19 protein-coding genes and 2 pseudogenes are annotated in these 21,728 nt (G+C 58.5%); 8 read left to right on the top strand and 13 right to left on the bottom strand.

Annotated features, from left to right (window positions below):
• Nucleotides 1-2: 2 nt before the first annotated feature.
• Complete coding sequence (gene bioB, locus RAD15_RS09510) at nt 3-1,040, bottom strand: biotin synthase BioB (protein ID WP_458176597.1); 1,038 nt, start codon at nt 1,038-1,040, stop codon at nt 3-5.
• A 123-nt stretch (nt 1,041-1,163) separates the two neighbouring features.
• Here bioB and RAD15_RS09505 point away from each other — a divergent pair, with 123 nt between their 5' ends.
• Nucleotides 1,164-1,799 (top strand): GntR family transcriptional regulator, encoded by a 636-nt coding sequence (locus RAD15_RS09505; RefSeq protein WP_458176595.1) that lies wholly within the window; start codon nt 1,164-1,166, stop codon nt 1,797-1,799.
• Between the two features lie 151 nt (nt 1,800-1,950).
• On the opposite strand, the gene RAD15_RS09500 is transcribed toward RAD15_RS09505, so the two are convergent.
• Nucleotides 1,951-2,385, bottom strand: coding sequence for a nuclear transport factor 2 family protein (locus RAD15_RS09500; protein ID WP_234685218.1), 435 nt, complete (start codon nt 2,383-2,385; stop codon nt 1,951-1,953).
• A gap of 1,744 nt (nt 2,386-4,129) precedes the next feature.
• Between RAD15_RS09500 and RAD15_RS09495 the strand changes: the two genes are divergently transcribed.
• The 3 genes from RAD15_RS09495 to RAD15_RS09485 all read left to right on the top strand — a co-directional run bounded on the left by RAD15_RS09495 (nt 4,130) and on the right by RAD15_RS09485 (nt 6,601).
• Nucleotides 4,130-4,489, top strand: coding sequence for a Dabb family protein (locus tag RAD15_RS09495; protein ID WP_458176593.1), 360 nt, complete (start codon nt 4,130-4,132; stop codon nt 4,487-4,489).
• Nucleotides 4,490-4,598: 109 nt separating this feature from the next.
• Nucleotides 4,599-5,993 carry an aminodeoxychorismate synthase component I gene (gene pabB, locus RAD15_RS09490; RefSeq protein WP_458176786.1) on the top strand — a complete coding sequence of 465 codons (1,395 nt, stop codon included), beginning with the start codon at nt 4,599-4,601 and terminating at the stop codon, nt 5,991-5,993.
• Entirely contained in the window at nt 5,990-6,601 is a 612-nt protein-coding gene (locus tag RAD15_RS09485; RefSeq protein ID WP_458176591.1) for an anthranilate synthase component II, read from the top strand. Before pabB ends, RAD15_RS09485 begins: the two co-directional genes overlap by 4 nt.
• Before the next feature lie 418 nt (nt 6,602-7,019).
• On the opposite strand, the pseudogene RAD15_RS09480 reads toward RAD15_RS09485, so the two are convergent.
• The 7 genes and pseudogenes from RAD15_RS09480 to ald form a co-directional block, all read right to left on the bottom strand.
• A pseudogene (locus RAD15_RS09480) lies at nt 7,020-7,534 on the bottom strand (transposase); the annotation flags it as partial.
• Nucleotides 7,535-7,607: 73 nt separating this feature from the next.
• Nucleotides 7,608-9,626, bottom strand: coding sequence for an AIPR family protein (locus RAD15_RS09475; RefSeq protein ID WP_458176589.1), 2,019 nt, complete (start codon nt 9,624-9,626; stop codon nt 7,608-7,610).
• Nucleotides 9,627-10,104: 478 nt separating this feature from the next.
• Complete coding sequence (locus tag RAD15_RS09470) at nt 10,105-11,946, bottom strand: AAA family ATPase (protein ID WP_458176587.1); 1,842 nt, start codon at nt 11,944-11,946, stop codon at nt 10,105-10,107.
• On the bottom strand, nt 11,943-12,440 hold the full coding sequence (locus RAD15_RS09465) for an ABC-three component system middle component 2 (protein ID WP_458176585.1): 498 nt from the start codon (nt 12,438-12,440) through the stop codon (nt 11,943-11,945). Before RAD15_RS09465 ends, RAD15_RS09470 begins: the two co-directional genes overlap by 4 nt.
• Nucleotides 12,437-13,108, bottom strand: coding sequence for an ABC-three component system protein (locus tag RAD15_RS09460; protein WP_458176584.1), 672 nt, complete (start codon nt 13,106-13,108; stop codon nt 12,437-12,439). Before RAD15_RS09460 ends, RAD15_RS09465 begins: the two co-directional genes overlap by 4 nt.
• 62 nt (nt 13,109-13,170) lie before the next feature.
• Nucleotides 13,171-13,515, bottom strand: coding sequence for a hypothetical protein (locus tag RAD15_RS09455; RefSeq protein ID WP_458176582.1), 345 nt, complete (start codon nt 13,513-13,515; stop codon nt 13,171-13,173).
• A gap of 192 nt (nt 13,516-13,707) precedes the next feature.
• Complete coding sequence (gene ald, locus RAD15_RS09450; protein ID WP_270163308.1) at nt 13,708-14,820, bottom strand: alanine dehydrogenase; 1,113 nt, start codon at nt 14,818-14,820, stop codon at nt 13,708-13,710.
• Between the two features lie 468 nt (nt 14,821-15,288).
• Here ald and RAD15_RS09445 point away from each other — a divergent pair, with 468 nt between their 5' ends.
• From RAD15_RS09445 to RAD15_RS09430, 4 genes and pseudogenes are all read left to right on the top strand, one after another.
• Complete coding sequence (locus tag RAD15_RS09445) at nt 15,289-16,011, top strand: LuxR family transcriptional regulator (protein WP_458176571.1); 723 nt, start codon at nt 15,289-15,291, stop codon at nt 16,009-16,011.
• A 5-nt stretch (nt 16,012-16,016) separates the two neighbouring features.
• Nucleotides 16,017-16,141 (top strand): annotated as a pseudogene (locus tag RAD15_RS09440) (transposase domain-containing protein); the annotation flags it as partial.
• Nucleotides 16,142-16,792: 651 nt separating this feature from the next.
• Nucleotides 16,793-17,422: an acyl-homoserine-lactone synthase gene (locus RAD15_RS09435; protein ID WP_458176569.1), complete on the top strand. Its 630-nt coding sequence runs from the start codon at nt 16,793-16,795 to the stop codon at nt 17,420-17,422.
• Between the two features lie 9 nt (nt 17,423-17,431).
• A complete protein-coding gene (locus RAD15_RS09430) occupies nt 17,432-18,421 on the top strand; it encodes a LysR family transcriptional regulator (protein ID WP_375859686.1) in 990 nt (329 codons plus the stop codon).
• On the opposite strand, the gene RAD15_RS09425 is transcribed toward RAD15_RS09430, so the two are convergent.
• The 4 genes from RAD15_RS09425 to trbF form a co-directional block, all read right to left on the bottom strand.
• Nucleotides 18,388-18,633 (bottom strand): DUF2274 domain-containing protein, encoded by a 246-nt coding sequence (locus RAD15_RS09425; protein ID WP_375859685.1) that lies wholly within the window; start codon nt 18,631-18,633, stop codon nt 18,388-18,390. The genes RAD15_RS09430 and RAD15_RS09425 overlap by 34 nt on opposite strands.
• Before the next feature lie 5 nt (nt 18,634-18,638).
• The gene (locus RAD15_RS09420) at nt 18,639-19,853 is read right to left on the bottom strand and encodes a TrbI/VirB10 family protein (protein WP_458176567.1); all 1,215 of its coding nucleotides are present in this window, start codon (nt 19,851-19,853) and stop codon (nt 18,639-18,641) included.
• Complete coding sequence (gene trbG, locus RAD15_RS09415) at nt 19,850-20,755, bottom strand: P-type conjugative transfer protein TrbG (protein WP_458176784.1); 906 nt, start codon at nt 20,753-20,755, stop codon at nt 19,850-19,852. Before trbG ends, RAD15_RS09420 begins: the two co-directional genes overlap by 4 nt.
• An 86-nt stretch (nt 20,756-20,841) precedes the next feature.
• Nucleotides 20,842-21,525 (bottom strand): conjugal transfer protein TrbF, encoded by a 684-nt coding sequence (trbF, locus tag RAD15_RS09410; RefSeq protein WP_458176565.1) that lies wholly within the window; start codon nt 21,523-21,525, stop codon nt 20,842-20,844.
• Nucleotides 21,526-21,728: the final 203 nt, after the last annotated feature.

The raw sequence follows: 21,728 nt of genomic DNA, 5'->3' as shown, positions 1-21,728 counted from the left end.
GGTCACCTTCGATGGAATTGGCGCGCAGCATGCGCGCTGCTGTGTTCAGTAAGTCGGGACGTGATGCCGAGCCGGGCCAGCAAATTCGTGTCGCGGTCGGCTTTCGGGTTTTTGGTGGTCAACAGCACGTCGCCGATGAAGATCGAATTTGCGCCCGCCAGGAAGCACAGCGCCTGCAGTTCGTCGCTCATATATTGACGTCCAGCGGACAACCGCACCACGCTCTTGGGCATCATGATGCGGGTCGTGGCGACCAGACGCGCCAGCGCGATGGGATCGGGGCGCTCTGCGGTGTCATTCACCGGCACGCCCTTGACCTCGTTCCACAGGTTGATCGGAACGCTTTCCGGATGACGGGGTAGGTTGGCAAGCAGGACGAGCATGGCGAGGCGATCCTCGACGAGCTCGCCCATGCCGATAATGCCGCCGCAGCAGACCTTGATGCCCGCCTCGCGCACATATGCAAGTGTGGCGATCCGATCCTGTAAGGTGCGCGTGGTGACGATCTTGCCGTAGAACTGCGCCGAGGTATCGACGTTGTGGTTGTAGAAGTCGAGACCGGCCTCTGAGAGCCGCGCAGCCTGCTTCAGCGTCAGCATACCGAGCGTGACGCAGGTCTCCATGCCGAGACCCTTGACCGCACTGACCATGTCGCAGACCTGATCAAGATCGCGGTCTTTTGGACTGCGCCAGGCCGCGGCCATGCAGAAGCGGGTCGCTCCGGCGTTCCTGGCTCGTTGCGCGGTCGCGACCACATCGGCGCGATTCATCAGGCGGGTGGCTTTCAGCCCGGTATCGTAATGCGCGCTCTGCGAGCAGTAGCCGCAGTCCTCCGGACAGCCGCCGGTCTTGATGCTGAGCAGGCTTGCGGTTTCGACGTGGTTTGGATTGAAGTTGGCCCGATGAACGCTCTGCGCCTGAAACATCAACTCGGCAAACGGCAGGCTATAGAGTACTTCAACCTCGGCGCGCGTCCAGTCTCCGCGGAGCTGCGGGCTGTTGGCTCCGTCGCTTCGCTTCACATCCACAGCAGCAACCATAAGAGCCACGTCCCCATTCACCATCAGTCATAGATAAAGCGAGCGATTATCTATGATAACTACCCTCGACCAATGCTAGAGGATGTCCTAAGTGAGCGCATTCGTTTTTCTGGTAGATAATCTATGGTGATGGACGAGAACACGACGGTTGCCGGCCGCATCGCTGGCTCGATCGGTGCGCGCATTATCAGCGGCGCGCTGCAGCCAGACGCTCCACTCCGGCAGGATCATGTCGCGCGGCAGTTCCATTCCAGTCACGTTCCGGTCCGCGAGGCCTTTCGGCAGTTGGAAGCCCAACACCTTGTCGTAGCTCGGCCCCGTCGCGGTGTGCGGGTTGCTCCTCTCGACACCAAGTCGATGAAGGAGATCGCCGAGATGCGCGCCGCGCTCGAAGTGGTCGCATTGCGCAATGCGGCTCCAAAGCTTACATCGGCTCACTTGGCACGGATCGAGCTCGCCCTCATTGAAGGAGATAATGCCGAGACAATTGAGGATTTTGAAACGGCCAACCGCGCCTTTCACCACGCGCTGGTGGCCCCCTGCGCAATGCCGCGCCTGCTCGCCAGTCTCGATGGACTGCAGCTTGCAAATTCGCGGCTGGTGTTTGCAATGGCGCGAAGTGCCGGCTGGCGACCGCGGTCCAATCAGGATCACCGGCTGATTCTGCAGGCACTGCGAGCCCGCAACGTCGATCAAGCCTGCACCCTGCTCGCGCGTCACATTCAAACCATTGAGCGCCTCGCCCTTCCCGCCTCCTGACTGGAAGAGGCTTCCGGTCCGTTTACGAAGTTGTCTACGTTGACGCCGATCACCATCATCACCCTGAAGACGCGATCGCGTCCGGCGTAAGCATCGCGCACACCCCATCGTCGACCCCACGAGAGGGAGAGACCCGCTGGCGCCGCTCATCTCAGTTTGTCATCTTCGGGAGATGAATTTTCCGGCCAAGTGCCTGCTCGACGAGATCAAAGGTGTCGACGAGCACGCGCATGCTGATGAGGCCGCCGGCCTTGAACTGAGCGAACTGCGCCGCGCGCAGCGAGATGGACTTGTCGGATTTGCGCGCCGCCAGGGAACAGCGCAGCATGGAGGCTGCGGAATCGACGCCGAGCATAGTCCTCTCGCGGTCGAAACGGCGAATCTGGACATTGTCAGAGATCTCCCGGATGACGTCGAGCACGGCGTGCTTGCCATGCCGAGCGCCGAGAAATGGAAACATGTCGATCGGACCATAGAGCGCCCAGTCGACCTCCTCGTCGAGGAGGGCCTCGATGTCCTCAAAATGCCGGTCATTGATCGCGCGATGCAACGTTCGCGAGAAGCGCCAGAAGCTATGCTCCGCCATTTTGGGTATTCCTGAAACCAGCTTGCAATAACGGAGCTGCTTCTTGGTATCTGTATCGACGCATCAAGCTCAGCGGACCTCATTGCGGTGGGCTGGGGCCACCTCCGTAGCCGCGCCACGGGGGTGAACCAAACGTCCATGTTCCCTCACGCACAGTGTTGGACACCTCTACGGCCATGAGCTCCCCCACCCGCAAGGCTGCAAGTGAGATCGAATACCAGTAGGATGCTGCGGCAAACGACGTCATGAGTTCGAGCGGCGAGGCGTGACGCTTCGAGGCATCCGCTTCGGCACATGACATTTTCAGCCAGGGCATCAGCAGGCTCCTGGCTTCGTAGCGAAGGTAGCAATCGTAACCACAGTACGGCCTCTGCGTCGACACGTCCCGCAGGTATCCGGTACCGAGAACTTCCGCGCACGCGGTGCAGACCGCCCTGTTGAGCGGGGCCCTGTGATTGACCAATACAAACTTCATGATGGAGATCCACGCCTTCCCTGCGGTCGGTGCGCAGCTCGCGAGATTGTCGCGCGCTGTTCGACGTCAACGTTTTCGGCGCCGCAGTAAACGTGCGGCACTCCGGACCGCAGTAGGAGGCGTCGTCCGGATCGGGCGCCGTCTCAGCCGCCGATGACCGCTCAGGCGGCAGGTAATCGCCGTAACCAATTGCTGTCCGCTTCGCAACGGGACTTGAAATGCTCAACGCACCTCTTTGAGCACAGGGCGGTTCGCGAAGAGTAGTAACGAATAAGGCCAAACTTTCCGGCGCAAATGGCACACCGTTTGAGGGTGTTGCGCTGAAGCTTTTGATGGTCTTTGGACATGTCCGTCTCCAATTCCTGCATCTCCCATTGCTCGTTGGAGGGCTCAGGCTTGCGACGCGTGGCGGGGCGCGACGTCGCTCAATCCGCGTCGCGCTTCGGCATCCATTTCCCGCCTGCACTCGTTGCTTTGAACTTGACCTGCGCACCTTTCGATTGGGCACCGTCGATAAGCGCAAAGTTTATCTCTTTGTTCTAGAAGAAATTCACCAATCTCCTTCCTGCCAGCGCGTACATCACGCGAGGTTTCCCTATTTGGCGCAGAAAATCATCGCAGAAATCGACTATTGGTCCGGCATAGCGGCCTTACCGCAGAGGGACGATCGGCTGACATCCGACCAGCTCAGCCCGATCGTAAATCGGTCGCCCAAAAGGTGCTTCTGCACCCCCTAGAGAGGCTGCGCGTGACGGGCCTATTGAGGACGACGCCTTGAGCGTGTCCCTAGGTCGTGGCCGGCCCGATCGCGACGCCGTCTCGACAAAGCTGGAGCGCTCACATGCCGCGACCATCAACCGCCTCAAAACGCCGAAGTGAGTTGCACCACATGCCTCCCGGGAGAGCCGATTGTGCTGTTGACTACCGCTACGCGCATGGACGAACGACGAATTCACGGGGCACCTTCGTCTACGGAGATCCCAACAAGAAAAGCTGCAAGACCGATGACGTGTGGCTGGGTTTGAGGGCGGTTTCACCCTGACACCGAGGCAACGATGACCGCCCGAGTGCCGGCGGCTCACGTCGCAGGATCTGGCTTGCGCTGGGCCTGGACCGCAGCCACGTTCCGCAAATGGCGCCCCGCTTGACCGCGGGCAGAAGCTCCAGCAGCAAGGCCGTTGCGGCGATTGCGACCCGCTGCGGTAATGTTGCAGCGCGCTCAAGGCCAAGATAGTTATGCGCCTACTTCCCTATCACCCCAGGTCCATCATGATTCGTCACATCGTTTTGTTTACCGCCAAGGATAAGGCCCAGATCGACGAAATGATCGAAGGCCTGTCAGTTCTCACCACAATCCCACATGCACGCCTGCTCGAGGTTGGTCGCAATCGCAAGACCGACCAGTTCGGCAACGATATCGACGTAGTGGTCTACGGTGAGTTCGACAATGAGAGGGAACTCACAGCCTACAGGGCTCACGACCTATACCAGGAATCGATTAGCCGGGTGCGACCGCTCCGCGAGCTGCGGTTTGCGGCCGATTACACCGTGTCAACGGATGCGCGCTTGGCCTCAACGGCTGCAACAGGTCAAGTTGCTCGGCGCCTCGAGCCGACTGGCGGGGGCTAACCTGACAATCGGCCTCAAGGGTCCCCGGGTCCCAGACCAGCGCTCTCGGTCGGCTCGGGATCACAATCTGAACACATCTCACAGCAAGTCATCGGTGATTGACAGCCCAGTGCAGGTCCGCGAGCTGCCGTGGATCGAGCCCGTCATGGCGATGCGATGTCTGGCTCATCGACCGCAGCTTACGTTTCTCGATAGCGCGGCCAAGCATGAATTGCTCGGCCGCTATTCATATCTGAGCTGCGATCCGTTCAGTACCTTTATGGTCGCGGACGGACAGGCGCGTTGGAACGGAGAGCCTCTTGAAGGCGACCCGTGGGAAGCTCTTCGCGCCCTTCTCGCCAACTATTCGCAAGAGCATCGCTCCGATCTTCCCCCGTTCCAGGGAGGCGCAGCCGGCTTCCTTGCTTACGATTTAAACAGGACGTTAGAGCACTTGCCGACGCCCGCAATTCCCGGGCAGGGATTGCCCCAATCGCTCCTGCATTTCTATGACGTAGTCGTGAGCTACGATCACCGGCACAACAAATGCCGGATCATTTCCACCGGTTGGCCGGAGCAGGATCCTGTACGTCGCGCAGAGCGTGCACGCCGTCGAGCCGACGAATTTGCAGCACTGCTTGCCAACCCAGAGACGCCGCGGGATGCATCCTCCTGCAGCGTGGGGGCCTGGCATTCGAACTTCAGCCGCGAGGATTATGTTGCGGCGGTCAAGCGCGTCGTCGACTTGATTCTGGCCGGAGACGTCTTCCAAGCCAACATTGCGCAACGCTTCAGCGCCAGGGTGCCAACTTCCTTCGACCCCCTCACCTTCTACAGCCAGCTACGATCATCGAACCCCGCACCCTTTGGGGCGCTCCTGCGCTATGGCAAGCTGACCGTCGCATCGAGCTCGCCGGAGCGTTTCCTGAAGCTTGGTGGAGGTCGGGTCGAAACACGCCCCATCAAGGGCACGATCGCGCGTTCCGCTGATTGGAAGGAAGACCAACGCCGAGGTGAAATCCTCGTTGCGTCTGAAAAGGACCGCGCCGAGAACGTCATGATCGTCGACCTCCTACGCAACGATCTGTCACGTGTCTGCACTGCGCGTTCGATCGAAGTTCCAGCGCTGTGCGGCCTCGAATCCTATGCCTCGGTGCACCACCTCGTGTCGGTCGTTACGGGTGAACTTGCAGAAGACCAGGACGCCGTTACCTTACTTCGCGCTTGCTTTCCCGGCGGCTCCATTACCGGAGCGCCAAAGGTGCGCTCGATGGAAATCATAGCGGAAATCGAGCGTGTGGCACGCGAGCTCTATTGCGGGGCGATCGGCTTCATCGGCTTTAACGGGCACATGGACACGAACATTGCGATTCGCACTGTAACGATCGACGGCGATGTGGCTGTCTTTCATGCAGGCAGCGGGATCACGGCGATGTCGGACCCAGAGGCCGAATACGAGGAGACGCTCGCCAAGGCGAAGCGCATCTTCGATGCGTTTCGTGCTGAACGATCCGGTGCAGTTTGATTATCATCATCGACAACTACGATTCCTTCGTCTTCAACATTGCCCGCTATTTCCGCAACCTTGGTGAGGCAACGGAGGTGGTCCGGAACGACGAGATCAGCGTCAGGGACCTTGTTGGCTTGAAGCCGCGCGCAGTGGTCATCTCACCGGGTCCCTGCACTCCACTTGAGGCCGGAATATCCACGGCCGTGGTTCACGAGCTTTCAGGTCGCGTACCGCTTCTCGGCATTTGCCTCGGACACCAATGTATCGGGAGCGTTTTCGGCGGAGGCGTGGCGCGTGCACGTCGCCCTATGCACGGTCGGTCCTCGTATGTCACGCATGATGGTCGAGGGCTGTTCAAGGAGCTCCCATCCCCACTTCGCGTTGGGCGCTACCATTCTCTTGTTGTTGAGCTCGATGAGGCTCGCGCCCCGCATCTTACGGTGACAGCGCGTTCGGACGAAGGCGAGGTCATGGCGCTCGCACATCGTTTCCAACCAACATTTGGCGTGCAGTTTCATCCGGAATCGATACTCACGGAACAAGGCCACGTGCTGCTTATGAACTTCCTACGCATGACGGAGGCTTCCTGGGCGAGCATCGAGCCGGCTGCCGAATCGCTATGAGCGTCTCGGTCGCGAGTCGATCTCGCCGCAACCGATGACGCTCGGGCGCGAAGTAGTACACATCTTCAGGCCTGATGCCGACGCACGGTGCTCGCATCAGCGATGAAGCGTGTGGAACAGCGCCTGAGGTCCTCCTCCTCCTGAATTTCGGACTAGGTTGATTGCCGTGCCGGGCGGAACGGCCAACACATGGCTCCGACCAAAGGGCAAAAAACGGGCGCGGCGAAGATTCGTGCGGGATGCTACTCAGGGCTGTGACCATCCTGGCACAAAGCGAGTTAGTGCGCTATCCATGAACCATCAGGCCGGCTCGGCAAAAGTCTCATTTACCTGTGTCTGTACCGGCATGCATCAAGGCGATGGTGATCTTGCACAATCGTGAGAGCCGATGAAGGCGTACTCCGACGGGAGTGACGGTCTCCTGTCGGTCGGCCGTGTCAAGTTGGCTCAGATAGCGCGCGACGCTCTCCTCCTCCCGGTATTCACGACCTTGAACTTGCTCCCATCGATGGCGACGCTCGCCATCGTGAAAAGGCCCATCCCGCGGCAGAGCTCGACAAAGCGCGCACAGACCTTGCGCAGGCCCAGGCTGTTGTCTTCGCGGAAGTCCGCGATCGTCTTGTGATCGGGAGCAAGCCGGCCCAGCAGCCACATCACGTCGATGTTGCGTCCGGCCTCCCGTTCCAGCCGCCGGCTTGACTGCACCCGGGTTCAGATTGCCGTAGATGTAAAGCTTCAGGAGAACCGAGGGTGATACGACGGCCGGCCAGTTGCCGCCGACGCAACTCCACCGAAGCACATCTCGGCCAGATCAAGCGCATCGACAAACTCGTCGATCGCGCGAATAGGGTTGTTCTCGTCAATGAAATCATCGAGGCATTCAGGCAGCAGCGCCCGTTGCCCACGATCCGTCCCCGCAACGAAGCGCCTCATCAATTCCCCCTCAGAATCAGGGGAGAATCATAACAGCGGCACTCTGTTTTCACACAGCCAGGGTCACAAGCGGTCATTTTTCCTTTTTTTCATTGTCCGGGTGGTCGGATGCGAGGGATGCAGCGGTAGTTTCACCTGTGATGGGAGATCCGGCCGCATCGTACAAGATGCCGTTCACTTGCTTCTTGCGGCGTCCAGAATCCACCAGTTGTGTAATCGCTCGTTGAACCCTATAGCCGGACACCTCCAGCTTAGCGGCCAATTCAAGGTGAATATTCTTCGACCACGGCTGGGTAGGCACTAAAGTGTCTACTTGATCGACAAATTCATCCGATAGCCGGGAAGTGTCATTCCGCTGTGCTTCTCTGAAGCCCCAGCTCGACTCATCGTGTTTTAGAGCCTCGATGCCCGGCAGCGAATGCAGAGCTCCGAACTCTTTGCAAACATCCTTGCAGAACGCTGCGCTCGGCTCCTGACGAAGCGAGCTTAATCGTCGTTGCTCGACAAAGCGGAAGCATACGTCCATCAGGCCATGATCGATTTTGTCCAGGTCGATCTTTTTGCAGAACTCAGATGCAGAGAAACTGAACCGACCAATTATCTTGGAGACGTACAACAAGGCGATGAGCCCGCGCCAACTTCTCAGCGCGCGTTCGCCCCAGCCTTCTCGCGCCCCGAGCATCTCACGCTCGGCAGCCTTCAAAAGTAGCACGAGACGAGGCCACATTTCGATTGGCGCGCTCTCCGAAAACACCTGTTCGTAGCGTTCTTGATTTCGCATGAAGCGTGATTTAAGCCGTGCCGCTCGTGCAGGCTGCTTCATGATGATCGCCACGTATCCTGCGGCAACGTACATTGGAGTTACAAATCTCTCCGGCGGCTTTCCGATGTTCCTGTAGTCGTTTTTGCGACGCTCATAGTAGAAGTCGTGTCGTTCGAGAATTTGTTCAATGTCTCTTTGAATCTTGTCCGTCGCGTGCAGGGCGGCCTGTTCGATGGCGCTTTGATTATTCGTCGCGCGGATGATTTGATCGCGTAACTGCTCCTCGCCGGAGACGATTATCTTTATAGACACGCTCCTGTCAGCTGATCGGCTCGAGCCAGAGCGAAAGTGTCGATATATAGACTCGGTCGTCTGCAGACCGTTAACAACCTGGATGTCTTGCATCATCATGTTCTTGCCCCCGCGTATGACCGCATTGGTGGCTAAGATGGTCACCCCATTGTTCAGCCAGAGAAAGTCAGGTCCATTCTCGTCGTCGAGCGAGGCCGCGATGTCGAGGTTGACCTTGTTCTCTCCCAAATAGTCGCGGACATTGGAATCGAACAAATACCGCCTGAGATTACCCTGCGCATCACAGATGAAATTGTAGTAATCGATAAGCTTGGCAATCAAGATATAACCACCGGCCGGCCCCGCCAGATGATCTTGAAACGGCAGCTCTAATGTGAATTGTTTGACTTGTCGGTATCGCTCTATCAGTTCAGTCGAACCCATGAACGTGAAGGTTGCGACGGTGTCGCTGAAGAAGCTGGCCGCGAGGTGACGTATTTGCTCCGCGCGAGCGCTGACACTTTCGCCGATAGTGCCGGTGTCACCTCGCGAACCATATACAAAATTGAGAATGATTTTGGGATTCGTTATTGCGAGCTTCTCATAGGTGCGAGCCAACAAGCTGCGCGCCTTCAATAGCTCGGCCGAATATTTACCCTTGAAGTTTGTTGCACCAATCGAAAGATCGAACAGCTCCTGGATGGTCGCCAGCATGTTGTTCAAGGTCTGCTCTTTGAATGTATCGTGATGCTTGCAGCTAATCACGACGACATCGACTTGCGCATTGGACCGGGGCCACGCTGCGGTCGTATCGGAGACCAGATGGCCATTGACGAAAATGAAGAAGCCGTCGATGCCGCCATCATACTGGCCGTCCACCCAGCCCGCTTCCAGCTCTTCGTCTGATAAGTCGTATTGCTTCAGGATTTGCTCAAAGCAGAAATACTCAAAAACCTCGCCTACATCGTTGGAGGGCTTCTTGTCTGCCAATCTCTGGGCGATGATGCCGTCAATGAGGATGCTATCGTTCTTTGCCATGGGTTCCGCAGTATGGTGGTGTTGTAGCAATCAACCGCGACTCGTGGTTGAAGGCAATAGCCAAAGTCCGCATGGGGTCACAACCTGCCCTATTGACGGCGGTCCACCTATGTCCGCTATCTGCATAAGCGGGGCGCGTTCGTGGCGCTGCTACCGAATAAGACTAGTGCGGCCAATCCGGCCGCAGTGTGGTGGCCGGGAGGGCGGTGAGGAATAGGACGTTAGGAGAGCCTTATGACGGACAAGGAAGCCTTTGCCTACCTCTTCGCATACCTGTGAACACAGATCCTGGAATGCTTTCCAGCCGATGCTGTGCAGCGCCAAGTCGCTCCACGGTCCTTCGGCTCGCGCGGGTTCAGCCGCGGATTCGAGGGTGGGATTTTCTTGCGCTATGAGGGCCGTCTTCATTTGCATGAGCAAAAATCACGTCAGGATTTGTTGGCATCCCGATGCATCGATCTTGATGCGCTCGAAGCTGCTAGATCGGAAAGAAGCCGTAGCGGCCGTTGGTCGCCTGCTTCGTGAAAAAATGTGTCGTCATATTCGCTAGAAGATCGGCGGTGGGATCCTCGTTCTCGACAATTATTATTTGAAAATTCGCGGAACGCGTCGTCAAGTCTTTGTAAAATGCCTGCTTCACATGGATCTTCTGATCTGGGGCGAGGTCATCTTCATGGTCTGCCTCGCGAAAGGTCACGAGCGGTGAGTCGAGCACGACAAAACCGGTTGGCTTTCGCTTCATTGTCTTGATTGCGAGCTGCAAGCCGATCGTGAACGCAGCATGTGTAAGTGCGCGCAGGCCCTTGCCTTGCTCACCACGGCGTCGACTACCGAGTACCAGATCGTAGTTCTTCTCTTCATAGTAGACCGGTTTCTCGTACGGGAAGTGCCACGCCTCGAGCAGCATTTCGACCGCAACACTCAGCGCTTGGACAGACGCCGCTGGCAGGCCAGGGCTCTCTTCGTTTGTCTTCCCAGCGGTGCTTAGAGCTGCCTCCGCATCCGACTTTCTCAGTCGAAGTGCATTGAGCCGATCAGCAAGGCCGATTGCGTGGCGAACTCGGGCTCGCGTGGTTAGCAGTTCGTCGTAATGCTGCCGTGCCACAGATAATGCCGGCGTTAATGTGTCCCGTACGATTTCTTCCGCTGCGAGGAATGACGCTCGCGCCGTATGCGCGTCTGCGCGCAGGGTCTCCCGTTCTCGTCTTATGTCGGAAGTTGCCTCGCCTAGTTCGAGTCTGAGCTGATTGATCTTTGTGATCTCGCTCGCGCAAGCTATTCGCAGGCGCTCGATGTCGCCATCGTGCGGCACTCCCTCGTGACGGTGGTCTCCGGCAGGAGCGCCGCACAGTGGGCATGTTCCTGCGGCCAAGGCGACGAAGTGCTGACCGGCTTCTGCAATCGCATTGAGACGGTTGAGATCGGACGAGTAGCTTTGATCGAGTAGAGCGAAGCGCTCATCGAGGCCATCGATTTCGCTTTCTCGGATTTCAATTCGTTCTCGCGTTGCCCAGGCCTCGCGGCGCGCACGTTCTTGCTCCTGAAATGCAGATCGTTCGGTCGCGAGTGCTCTTTCGCTGGCCAAGATTGCGGCTTCGAGGCGCTGGTCCTGAGCTGCGAGGCCGCTCGGATCGTCAGTATGGTCGTTCAGTTCTGCTTCGAAGTCGGCGATTAATTGATCGAGGACGGCGATTTGTCCCTCAATCTCCGCCTTTACGATAGCCCGCTTCTTTGTGGCGACCAGCGCACTGTCATCTAGGCCAGTGAGAAGCAACTTCAATACACTGGCCTGTGCCGTTCGCTGCGTGGACTCTCCGGTGAAAACGGGTGAGCTCTTCTTGATAATACTCTCTTCGTCAACAATGACCAGGGGAGCCAGATTTCGGAAGCTTAGGTTCTGAAGTTCGTTGTTGACGTTCTTCCGCAGGCGCTTCCCATCGAGTTCAACAAACCCGACGAGGAACGTGCTGATGTTGTTCGGATCCGTGGCGGAGTGTCGCGCAGCGAGTGTTACGTGCTCGACGCCCGGAGTCGACGGCTGGCTAAGCACGAAATCGCCGCCCTGCAATGCACGTGTGAGGACGTATGACTTCCCATCGTTGCTTTCGATTGCCAGGTGGGCTTGATCATATCCGCCGCTCTCTGGAATCTGGCGAGGTGGTGTGGCGCCACCCAACATAAAGTCGATTGCTTCGACAAGATAGGACTTGCCAGTGTCGGATGGGCCGGAAACGACGTTGAGGCCTGCACCAAAAGTGATTTCGGCGTCTCGCTTACCCGGGCCCGTCACGCGAAGCGCGCGCAACTGAAAGCCATTCATAGCAATCGCTCCGGGGGAAGTTTCATAGCTTGGAATTCTCGCGTCCAGCGCTCGAAGCGAGCATCGAAATAGCTCTTTAGCTCGTCATCGTCTAGCGGACCGAAATGATCTACCGCCCATACCGCGCGTTCCCGAAGGGACTGGCTATAGCTCGACTGAAGGCAATCGAGAAATGGCGCGGCGTCGTCGGTGGCACAATAGGCGAAGCCCTCAGCATCGGCGCGCCTTTCGACCAAGCTGCGTCCGACAAGAAGAAGAAGACCTCGTTCAATGATGCCGCGACGCACCAGGAGTTCTCCGTTTCGAAGCGGCGTGTTGGGATGAAGGCTTGCAGGGCCGTCTGCATCCTGTGAGTGAACAACCAGATAGTCGAAATACAGAAGGCGTTGAAGGTCGTATGCGGATGGATAAGCCTCGACAAGAATGGCAATTGCGCGGACTCCTGTTTCCAGCGCGCAGTTGAAGGGAGAAGAACCATGTGCGGCATCGATCATTTTGGCACCCATGTCAGTCGATCGGCGTTTGCCAGCTGATGGCAAATGCCACGCCTGTCCTTCGGCTCAACGCGCCCAAGCAATGCCGAACTCGTTATATCGAGTTTCGTGGCGTGCTCGACGGTTGCGTTAAGGCGCGTGAGGCCACAAGCATGGATGCCCGCCTCCGCAGTGTCGATTACGCCGTCGTGGATTTGGTCTTGGAGATTCTCAAATGCGCCCGGCGGCAGCGTGTCACGCGAGAAGCTGCGCAGCGCCTCACCGCAATAGAAGCTCTCGCGCGCCCTCTGAAAATGCCGTCCCTCAGCGGAAGGCAATGCGCCGAGCGACGTGAAGATCGTGGACTTATTGTCGCCGTAGGCCTCAAGCAGCTGCGCGACATACCGGCTTTCGGAGGCAGCAATCTGCGCCGGTGGCAGAGGCGCCGGAGCCCTTTCTGGCAATCCTAGTCCAAAGCGGACGGCGAAATACGGCGTGCCGCGATGTTGCTCGATGAGCTTGAGAGGAGGCACATGAGCAACCCGACCGAAGTCAAAATTCTGAACATAGACCAGAAGCGCAGCTGCAAGCGGAACGGTGGTAGTCTTCGTAATCTGCGTAGTGCACTTCTCACACCAATTGGCGATCAATCCAGCGCGCAGCTCTTCGGGCTTCTTTAGCAGGCGCATGAGTTTTGTGCCGACACCTCGCGGTGCAACAAAATAGTAGCGACGCGGTACGGCGTAGGCATTTATGAAGGTGTAGTAGAAGAGCAGCCCAGCTCGAGCCATATATCGCTTGGAGTTAGCGCATGGTCATAGTGCTTGCACTGATAATTGTCCCAAGGGCTATTCTTATCGGACGGATCGACCGTGGCGATGACGTCGCATCCCATGTCGCCGGCGCCGCCCGCGCGCTCGACAAGTTTGTAGCCTGGCATACTCGATGCCCACTCATCGACGCACTCTTCCCATTGCGTGGCGGAGAAGATTTTAACTCGTTCGATTGGCGGGATGGCCGGGCCGGAACGAATTTCAAGCGGATCAGCAGCACTAATAACTGCCTTCACATTAATGGCTCGCGTCGCAGGCTTCATAAACGTCCCCTGAAACGGGACGCCGCTTTTTTACAGAGCACTAGCCCCACGGTCGTTAACCCTAGTCTTGCCTTCGGACGACATGTCACACTGCCTTGCGTAGACTTGTGCCATTCCTCCCTCAAAAAAGGGCCACTCCGAAGGAGTGGCCCAAGTGAGGGAGGAAAACGCCCCCTAAGGAGCCTCTGGGGATCAGGCCGCGGCCTGTTCGATCGGTGAGAAGGGTAGGCCAAGACTCTCGGCCACGGCCTTATAAGTTAGCCGGCCCCGATAGACATTGAGGCCTGCGCGCAGATGCGGATTCTCGAGCACGGCTGCAAATCCCTTGTTGGCGAGAGCCAAACCAAAGGGCAGCGTGGCATTGTTTAATGCCTGGCTTGAGGTGAGCGGGACAGCTCCGGGCATATTGGCGACGCAGTAATGAATGACGCCGTCCACCTCGAAGGTTGGATCCGCATGCGTCGTCGGGCGCGAGGTCTCGAAGCATCCGCCCTGATCGATAGCTACGTCCACGATGACGGAGCCCTTGCGCATCGAGCTCAACATGCCGCGACTGACCAGCTTCGGCGCGCTGGCGCCGGGAACCAGCACCGCCCCAATGACAACGTCCGCTGCAAAGACTTCCTCCTCGACGGCTTCTATGGTCGAGAACCTGGTGCGAACGCGCCCCTCGAATAGTTCGTCCAGTTCGCGAAGCCGGGGAATCGAACGATCGAGGATCGTGACCTCGGCACCCAGTCCCGCCGCCATCCGTGCGGCATGTGCACCAACAACCCCGCCTCCGATCACAACGATACGGGCCGGCTGCACACCGGGCACGCCGCCGATCAACAGCCCCCGCCCGCCTGCGTACCGCCTCAGCGCCGCACCCGCGGCCTCGATCGCAAGCCTGCCCGCAACTTCGCTCATCGGCGCAAGCAGCGGAAGCCCGCCAGCCGGACCAGTCACGGTCTCGTAGGCAATGGCGGTACATCCGGACTTTATGAGGCCCTTAGCCTGCTCCGGGTCCGGCGCCAGATGCAGATATGTGAAGAGGATCTGGTTCTCTCGCAGCTGGGTCCATTCCGAAGGCTGGGGCTCCTTGACCTTTATGATCATCTCGCTCGATGCGAATACATCGTGAGCGGACCCGAGAATCGTCGCGCCAGCCTTGCGGTACTGGTCGTCTGTTGCGCCGATGCCAGCGCCAGCCGTGGTCTCGATCAACACGCTGTGGCCTGCGGCCACATATTCGCGGACAGCCCCAGGAGTCAGGCCGACGCGGTATTCGTGCGTCTTGATCTCCTTGGGAACACCGACCTTCATTTGGAATCTCCTCTTGGACGGCCTCCCTTCTAGTGGGAATCGCGGTGCAAACTTGCGAAAGTGGGGCTTACTCGCGCTGAAATTCCGCGATTCTTTGTGCAATCACGCAGGATTTCAAAGAAGCGAACGAGACCGACATGGCAATCGTCGATGAGCCGCCGTAAGTGGCGAATGACCGGACCGAATTCTCGTGTCGAGCGGAAACTGTTTGCCACTGCGATCGCGCGGCTATGGGCCGCCGCATCAAAACAATCACAAGATATCAAGCACGACTTGACCTTGTATGACTTGATCTCATCATTGGAGGCAAGCGCTCAGATTTCACCGCAATCGCGCGTTATCCGGGTTGCATCCAGGCGTTGTCCGTGCGGCATGAAGCGATAAGGCGTAAGAGCCCTATGTCTGAGCTTACCGATTGAGGCGAAAGTCAAACGTGTGATTTTTCGAGTGCCTGCAGCGAGAAGGACAATGCGTTACGTTTTCCAAGCTTTCATCGATCAACTCATCGAAAGTACTGACGTCGACGACCTTAGGCTGGGGATGGCCGAAACTGCTGCCGCGCTCGATCTGTGTTGTTTCGCCTACCTCGCTTTACCTTCCAGACCAGACGCGCAGCCGCTTCTGATTTCGACCTATCCATCAAGTTGGACTTCGCATTACGTCCAGCAGCAGTATCATCGGTTCGACCCCGTGATTATCCAATCCCTTCGCCGGGACAAGGCCTTTGAGTGGGGCCTTGGTCTCGGACCAGAAGTACATTCGGAGCCTGCCCGCCAGGTTTTCGAGGAGGCCGCCCGATTTGGCATTCGCTGCGGCTTCACCGTTCCGATTCACGAGAGCGGCGTCGCTGTTGCCACGGTCACATTTGCCGCCAACGAACGAGCTGCGTCCTTCGGACATTCCCTACGGCGGCATGCTCGTATACTTCCTTTTATGGCAACGGTTTTCCATGCACATGCACAACGTAAGCTGCGTGCCTGCGATCAGATTGATGGTGTCTCGCTTTCTCGGCGGGAGATCGAATGCCTAAATTGGGCCGCCCAGGGAAAATCTTCCTGGGAGATTGGCCGCATCATGGGCATTTCTCACCATACGGTCGCATTTCACCTGGACAACGCGAGGGCCAAGCTGGGCGTTCGATCAACGATCCAGGCAGTCGCGCGTTTTGTTGCCGCTGGCCGAAAGACCTAGGTGCGGGCGGCCGGCGCGCCGCAGCCATCTACACCGTCATCGCGTCCGCCAAGCTCAACGACATCGATCCCCAAGCCTGGCTCGCAAACATCTGGCCCGTCTGCCCGGTCATCGCGCCAAGCGCATCTAGGCACTTCTGCCGTGGAATTGGCGCCCTCAGAGCGTCGCCCATGCGGCTTGAGCCCATCAGCTCGCCGACCAAGATGAGCTAACGAGGATAAACGATGTTCCGGCATCACCCCCGAGATGCCAAACCGCGATTAATTCCCGGCGATTTGATCTTGGGCGGCAGCCAAACGTTCGGCTTCTTTTAATGCCGCAGCCTTTGTCCTGAATGGTCCGATGTCGTTCTCTACAGTGTCAGGCAACCAGGCAGGGAGGAACCACCAGCCTCCTGGTCGTCCGTAGCTGGCCGTGCTTCGGACTGATCCGATGCCCTCAGCGATGAACCAGCCAGGATCGACCCCGTCCTGTCGCCATGAGATTTCTGACATAGTGTGTGTCATTCCTAGAACGTATCCTCAGACTCTAGGTCTCGTTCCCGAGTTCTAGCCACTCCATATAGGCCGACAGCAAAAACTCGTCGACAGTGCTGTGAGAATGTTCGGCGACGCTACGGGCGAAGGCTGATCAAATATGCTCGCGCGGCTCGGTCCCGCCAATCCGGGTCGTTGCCGGACGTGCGTCGGATCTCGATATCACACCCTCCTTAACTGAGGAGGCTGCACATCCCCGGCAATTCCCCTTCAATACCCGCCCTGCGGCTTTGGAGGCACAATCAATGATGCAGATCATCACACAGGAGTTCTATGGAGCCTTTGCTGAAGACCTTTGTGAGATGCACCGACTTAGATACAGGGTTTTCAAGGAACGACTCGCATGGGACGTTCAGACCAGCGGGGACATGGAAATCGATGAATTCGATGCACTCGGTCCCGTCTACCTGATTCAGCGATCGAGCAATTATAGCGTTCAGGGCTGCGTGCGACTGCTTCCATCTACCGGACCGACGATGTTGCGCGATACCTTCCCTGTGCTGCTCGATGGACAGCCCTTTAAAGCGAATCCTTCGGTATGGGAAAGCAGCCGTTTTGCGCTGGACGTTGACGCTGGAGAGCGCGGAACGATGCGCGGGCTGACCAGCGCGACCTACGAGCTCTTCGCTGGCATGATCGAATTCGGCCTTTCGAGGCGGCTCACAGAAATTATAACTGTGACCGACGCCCGGATGGAGCGTATCTTGCGACGCGCAGGGTGGCCCCTGCGACGGGCAGGCCAGGCAAGGACATTGGGAAACACCCAAGCAGTCGCTGGTTATCTTGAGATTTCCGCGGCCGCACTATCCCGGGTCCGCGACACCGGAACACTTCGCTCACCTGTGCTCTGGGAACCGGCGCTGAAAGCTGCGTAGAGATCTCGCATGTTCAACCCCTCAACCTCCCCAAAATTGCCGGCCGCGATCTCAAGAGACATGTCTCGCCCTGTGCAATCAACCAATATCAGTCTTCATCATTTGCGATCGGCGGTCGCCGCGGCGGACTGCGGAAGCTTTCGACAGGCGGCCGAATGCCTGGCCGTGCAGCATTCGGTGCTCAGTCGCTCGATCAGTCAGTTTGAGCACCTGGTCGGAGTGGCTCTATTTGACCGTTCGACCGGCGGGGTCGTACCAACGCGGGCCGGGCGAACGATCCTGCAAATGTCGCGAATGATCCTTGAGCAGGTCGACACACTGGTCGCAACGGGCCGCTCCAGCGGCCGCGGCGAGGCGGGCCACCTTTCCGTGGGTTTCTGCACCTCAATATCTGCAGGCAATCTACGTGCCACCCTCGCGGAGTTCAGGAAGCGAACTCCCATGGTCGCACTCACCACAGCCGAACAGTCGCGCACGCGTCTGATGGATTCTGTTCGCAGTGGCACGACCGATGTCGCCGTCGTGCCTGGAGGACGTACGCTACCCGGTCAGAAGAGTCTGCCGGTTTGGAGCGAACGCATTCTCATTGTGCTTCCAAAGGATCATCCTCTGCTCTCCCGCAACGTTATCCACTGGACCGACCTTCACGACGAGACAGTTCTTCTAAGCCAACGTGATCCTGGAAGCGATTTAAAAGAGCTGCTGGTTTCAAAGCTGGTTGCCAATGAGAGGCGGCCAAAGATCGAGCGGCATGATGTAAGCCGAGGCATCATCAAGAGCCTCGTTAGCTTGGGGCTTGGAATAAGTCTGGTCCTTGAAGCTGACGTGGGAGCCAACTTCACCGGCGTGGTCTATCGGGAAATCCAGGACGGTTCTGGACCAAGCCGTATGGGCTTTAACGCGTACTGGCGTAAGGACAATGAGAACCCGGCGCTTACGCGCTTCCTTGATCTCTTGGCCGAACGCTATCCTTCACCGCCTTCAACAGCAGAGGGATGACTTGAACGCCTAAGCTTTCTGAAACCGCGATCGGTGGCCATAAACCGTGCCAGCATCGGCGCAATCAGCTTGGCGGGCTCTACAGATTGGCTCGATTCACGCGAAAGGGTTTCGGCATAGGCAACTAGATCTCGATGCACGGGCGCCGGCAGATCAAGACTGATCTTGACGGGTTTTTCATCTGGGATCGCTCCGATTTTGAGTTTTGGCATGTGCATCACCCTTTATATGGCTCCAGAACGAGATCGCGGTTGATGTTGACGCGAATCGGAAACCCGGGCCGAACAGTGAGTGTGGGCTGGATGTTGAGACTGCGCCGAACCACTTGCTGTCCGGTTTGGTTGAGCGAATCCGATGCGCCATGTCGCAACGCCTGAATGATCGCACTATCGTTGCTGTTTGTATCGGAGCCAGCTCCCAGTTCTGTGCCGACGGCCAGGAAGGTTGAGAGGGCTGCTGCCTTGACGAGTTCACCCCAGTGGTTGTCGATCTCGTCTTCAAGCCCTGCATACCCTGACGGATCCGCACCGGGTTGCCGCTCGAGGACAATGGAGCGCCCGTTGGGCATGATCAGCCGCGTCCAGACAAGCAACACGCGTGACTGGCCGAAGCTGATCTGGCTGTCATAGACCCCTATGAGACGCGTACCCTGCGGAATTAGCAGGAAGCGCCCCGTCGGCGAGTCATACACGTGCTCGGTGACTTGAGCCGTGATCTGTCCCGGCAGGTCGGAGCGGATGCCCGTGATCAGAGCTCCGGGAATGACCGTTCCTGCCTGCACCACATAAGGTGAAGCAGCTTTCGTGATCCGATCCGGACTCGTGGTACGCCTGTCCACGGCAGCATTCACAAAAGCAAGCTTCCGGTCCTGCGCATTCTGCGCAGATCCCTCCTCGTTGTTGAGCGTCGGTGCAGCCACGTTCGCGCGATCAACTGCTTGCCCGACGCCTATCGGATTTGAGGCCTCTCGGGTATTCGTGGAGGCAAACAGACGGCTGATGCGCGCCGCCTCTGCCTCCTGGTTCTCCCGCTGCCGCTCCTGATCAGCCGAACCTGCCGCGGTACCAGCCGGCTGCCCCTGAGCAGCGAGGATCGGGCGGCCAAGATCGCCTGGAAGCGGCGGGCCCAACTGCGGCACCTGGCGTGGCACCATGGTGTAATCCTGCGGAAGCGCAGTGATACTCTCCGCAACGTTGTGATGATCAGTGCTGTAGAGCTCTTCTGGCCTGGGACCGCGTGCCTGATTTTTCTGCAGCGCCCAGAAGGTCGCACCAGCAACAAGGAATACTGCTAGCGAGCTTCCGGTCAACAGGACCTTGCGCGAAAGGCGAGTCACGCGCGGGTATTCTGGCCGGAGCCGAAACGGCTCTGTCTGCTCCTGAGGCGGCTGCTGCGTGCCGGCCGGTTGTTCTTCATCCTGACGGTCGGTCATGTCGAGCTCCCGTCGGTCCGGACAATTCTGACCTTCTGCTGGTGTTCTCCGCCCAGGCGGAGTTCGGCGGCTGCGAACAGCCGATCGACAATCAGCAGATTGCCATAGGCCCGATAGTTGACGATCTCGGTCTTGCCGTCAGGACCGAGGGCAAACATGGGCGGCATTTCGCCCTGTACGATGCCTTGCGGGAATTCGATGTAGACCTTGCGACCATCATCGTAGGCCGCAATAGGTCGCCAGGGAGCGTTGTCACCTTCGATTCGGTAACGGAACCGGCGCTGCGTGATGTCCGGCAAAGCAGGTGTCAAAGGTGCCGATTGTCTTTTCCCCTGCCGATCTTGCGGGTAGTACCACGCAACCAATGGCATGTAGGGCTTTTCGCGCGAGCGAAGCTCAATCAGATAGGTGCGCCGATCCGTGTTGATGACGAGGTTCGTCTCGATCGACGCGCGCGTCGGCTTCACCAGGACATGGACGCGGCGGGTGTCCCCGTTTCCGTTCTCGGTATCCCCGACGACCCAACGCACCGTGTCACCGGCCGCGATCGGGCCGGACCCGACCAGCTGTTCGCCCTCCTCCAGCGCGATGTCCGTGATTTGACCCGGCGCTGCGTAGACCTGGTACAGGGCACCGGAACTGAAGCTGTAGATCTGCGCGGCATTGAAATACCCGCGTTTGCGTGGCTGGACGCGAGCTGCGCTATTGGCCGCGTCGACCCTGTCGACCGGCTCGGCTTCCTCCTTTGCCCCCGATTTGCCGCCGAGCGCCGGCTTCCAGGCGGGCGGGACGTGAAGTGGACGGCTCCGATCATCGACATCGGCCGGTAGCGGCGGCAGTGGCGGCACTTCGGAGTCATAGGTGATTTGGGGCGGAATATAGGTCGAGCAGGCGCCAAGCATGCACGCCAGAACCGCGAGCACTGAAACGGCCGCCCTGCCCGATAACCCTGGAGAGATGTCGGTCACGCGTTGAGAGGATTGCGGCTTCATTGCCCGAGCTCCTTCGACCAGCTGATTGCATTGACGTAGATGCCGAGAGGATTCTTGCGCAGCCGATCGGCATCGCGAGGGGCCTGGATGACGATCGTCAGAATGGCGGTCCAGCGCTCCGTTGAACCAAGCGATCCGTTCTCGTAGCCGCGCTCAACCCAGGCGACGCGGAAGCTTTCCGTTGAGGCGCGGATCACGCTCGAGACTTCGACTGAGACTTGCGTCTTTCCGAGCCTTGAGAATGGATCATTGCTCCTGGCGTATTCGTTCAGGGCGGCGGCCCCGCGGTCGGTGGTGAAGTCGTACGCCCTGAGCCAGTTCTGGCGCAGGACAATGCCGTCTGCCGGCAGACCGCGGACGTCCTCGATAAAGCGAGCCAAGTGATAGGCAATCTGAGCATCGCTGGGTTCGAAATCGGAGGTCGCGGGCGCTATTCTTTGCGCCTGGCCGAGACGATCGAGCTCGACGACCCACGGCGTGATTGTTCCTTGCGTTGATTGCCAGACCAGCCCTCCTGCGAGGCCGCACGAGAGCGTCAGACAGCTGAATGCCATCAGCCGCCAATTTCTGGCCTGCACACGTGCCGAGCCGATGCGCTCGTCCCACGCTTGCGCCGCCTTCTGGTAGGGCGTCACCGGCGCGGGCGCTCGCCCGTAGTGAACCGAAGACCTCTTGAACATCAGTCATTTCCCCAAGAAACGGAATTGAGATTTACATTTTGCTCGATCGCCAGGCGGCCAGTGCGGAGGGTCGCAATCACGTCGCTTGCTCGACGCGCACGAGGTGTCTGAACACGCAAAGGCAGCGCGAGACACGGCAGGCCCTGCATTGCCGTCTGCGAACGCTTGAGCTCAAACCCCGGAGGTCAGGCAGCAAATGCACG

It is taken from the genome of Bradyrhizobium sp. 14AA, from assembly GCF_054185205.1.
This window is presented reverse-complemented; position numbering and strand designations above follow the sequence as displayed.

Coding starts and splice junctions, on each gene's coding strand:
- bioB (WP_458176597.1), bottom strand. CDS start 1,040: ATGGTTGCTGCTGTGGATGTGAAGCGAAGCGACGGAGCCAACAGCCCG.
- RAD15_RS09505 (WP_458176595.1), top strand. CDS start 1,164: ATGGTGATGGACGAGAACACGACGGTTGCCGGCCGCATCGCTGGCTCG.
- RAD15_RS09500 (WP_234685218.1), bottom strand. CDS start 2,385: ATGGCGGAGCATAGCTTCTGGCGCTTCTCGCGAACGTTGCATCGCGCG.
- RAD15_RS09495 (WP_458176593.1), top strand. CDS start 4,130: ATGATTCGTCACATCGTTTTGTTTACCGCCAAGGATAAGGCCCAGATC.
- RAD15_RS09475 (WP_458176589.1), bottom strand. CDS start 9,626: ATGGCAAAGAACGATAGCATCCTCATTGACGGCATCATCGCCCAGAGA.
- RAD15_RS09470 (WP_458176587.1), bottom strand. CDS start 11,946: ATGAATGGCTTTCAGTTGCGCGCGCTTCGCGTGACGGGCCCGGGTAAG.
- RAD15_RS09465 (WP_458176585.1), bottom strand. CDS start 12,440: ATGATCGATGCCGCACATGGTTCTTCTCCCTTCAACTGCGCGCTGGAA.
- RAD15_RS09460 (WP_458176584.1), bottom strand. CDS start 13,108: ATGCGCCTGCTAAAGAAGCCCGAAGAGCTGCGCGCTGGATTGATCGCC.
- RAD15_RS09455 (WP_458176582.1), bottom strand. CDS start 13,515: ATGAAGCCTGCGACGCGAGCCATTAATGTGAAGGCAGTTATTAGTGCT.
- ald (WP_270163308.1), bottom strand. CDS start 14,820: ATGAAGGTCGGTGTTCCCAAGGAGATCAAGACGCACGAATACCGCGTC.
- RAD15_RS09445 (WP_458176571.1), top strand. CDS start 15,289: ATGCGTTACGTTTTCCAAGCTTTCATCGATCAACTCATCGAAAGTACT.
- RAD15_RS09435 (WP_458176569.1), top strand. CDS start 16,793: ATGATGCAGATCATCACACAGGAGTTCTATGGAGCCTTTGCTGAAGAC.
- RAD15_RS09430 (WP_375859686.1), top strand. CDS start 17,432: ATGTTCAACCCCTCAACCTCCCCAAAATTGCCGGCCGCGATCTCAAGA.
- RAD15_RS09425 (WP_375859685.1), bottom strand. CDS start 18,633: ATGCCAAAACTCAAAATCGGAGCGATCCCAGATGAAAAACCCGTCAAG.
- RAD15_RS09420 (WP_458176567.1), bottom strand. CDS start 19,853: ATGACCGACCGTCAGGATGAAGAACAACCGGCCGGCACGCAGCAGCCG.
- trbG (WP_458176784.1), bottom strand. CDS start 20,755: ATGCTTGGCGCCTGCTCGACCTATATTCCGCCCCAAATCACCTATGAC.
- trbF (WP_458176565.1), bottom strand. CDS start 21,525: ATGTTCAAGAGGTCTTCGGTTCACTACGGGCGAGCGCCCGCGCCGGTG.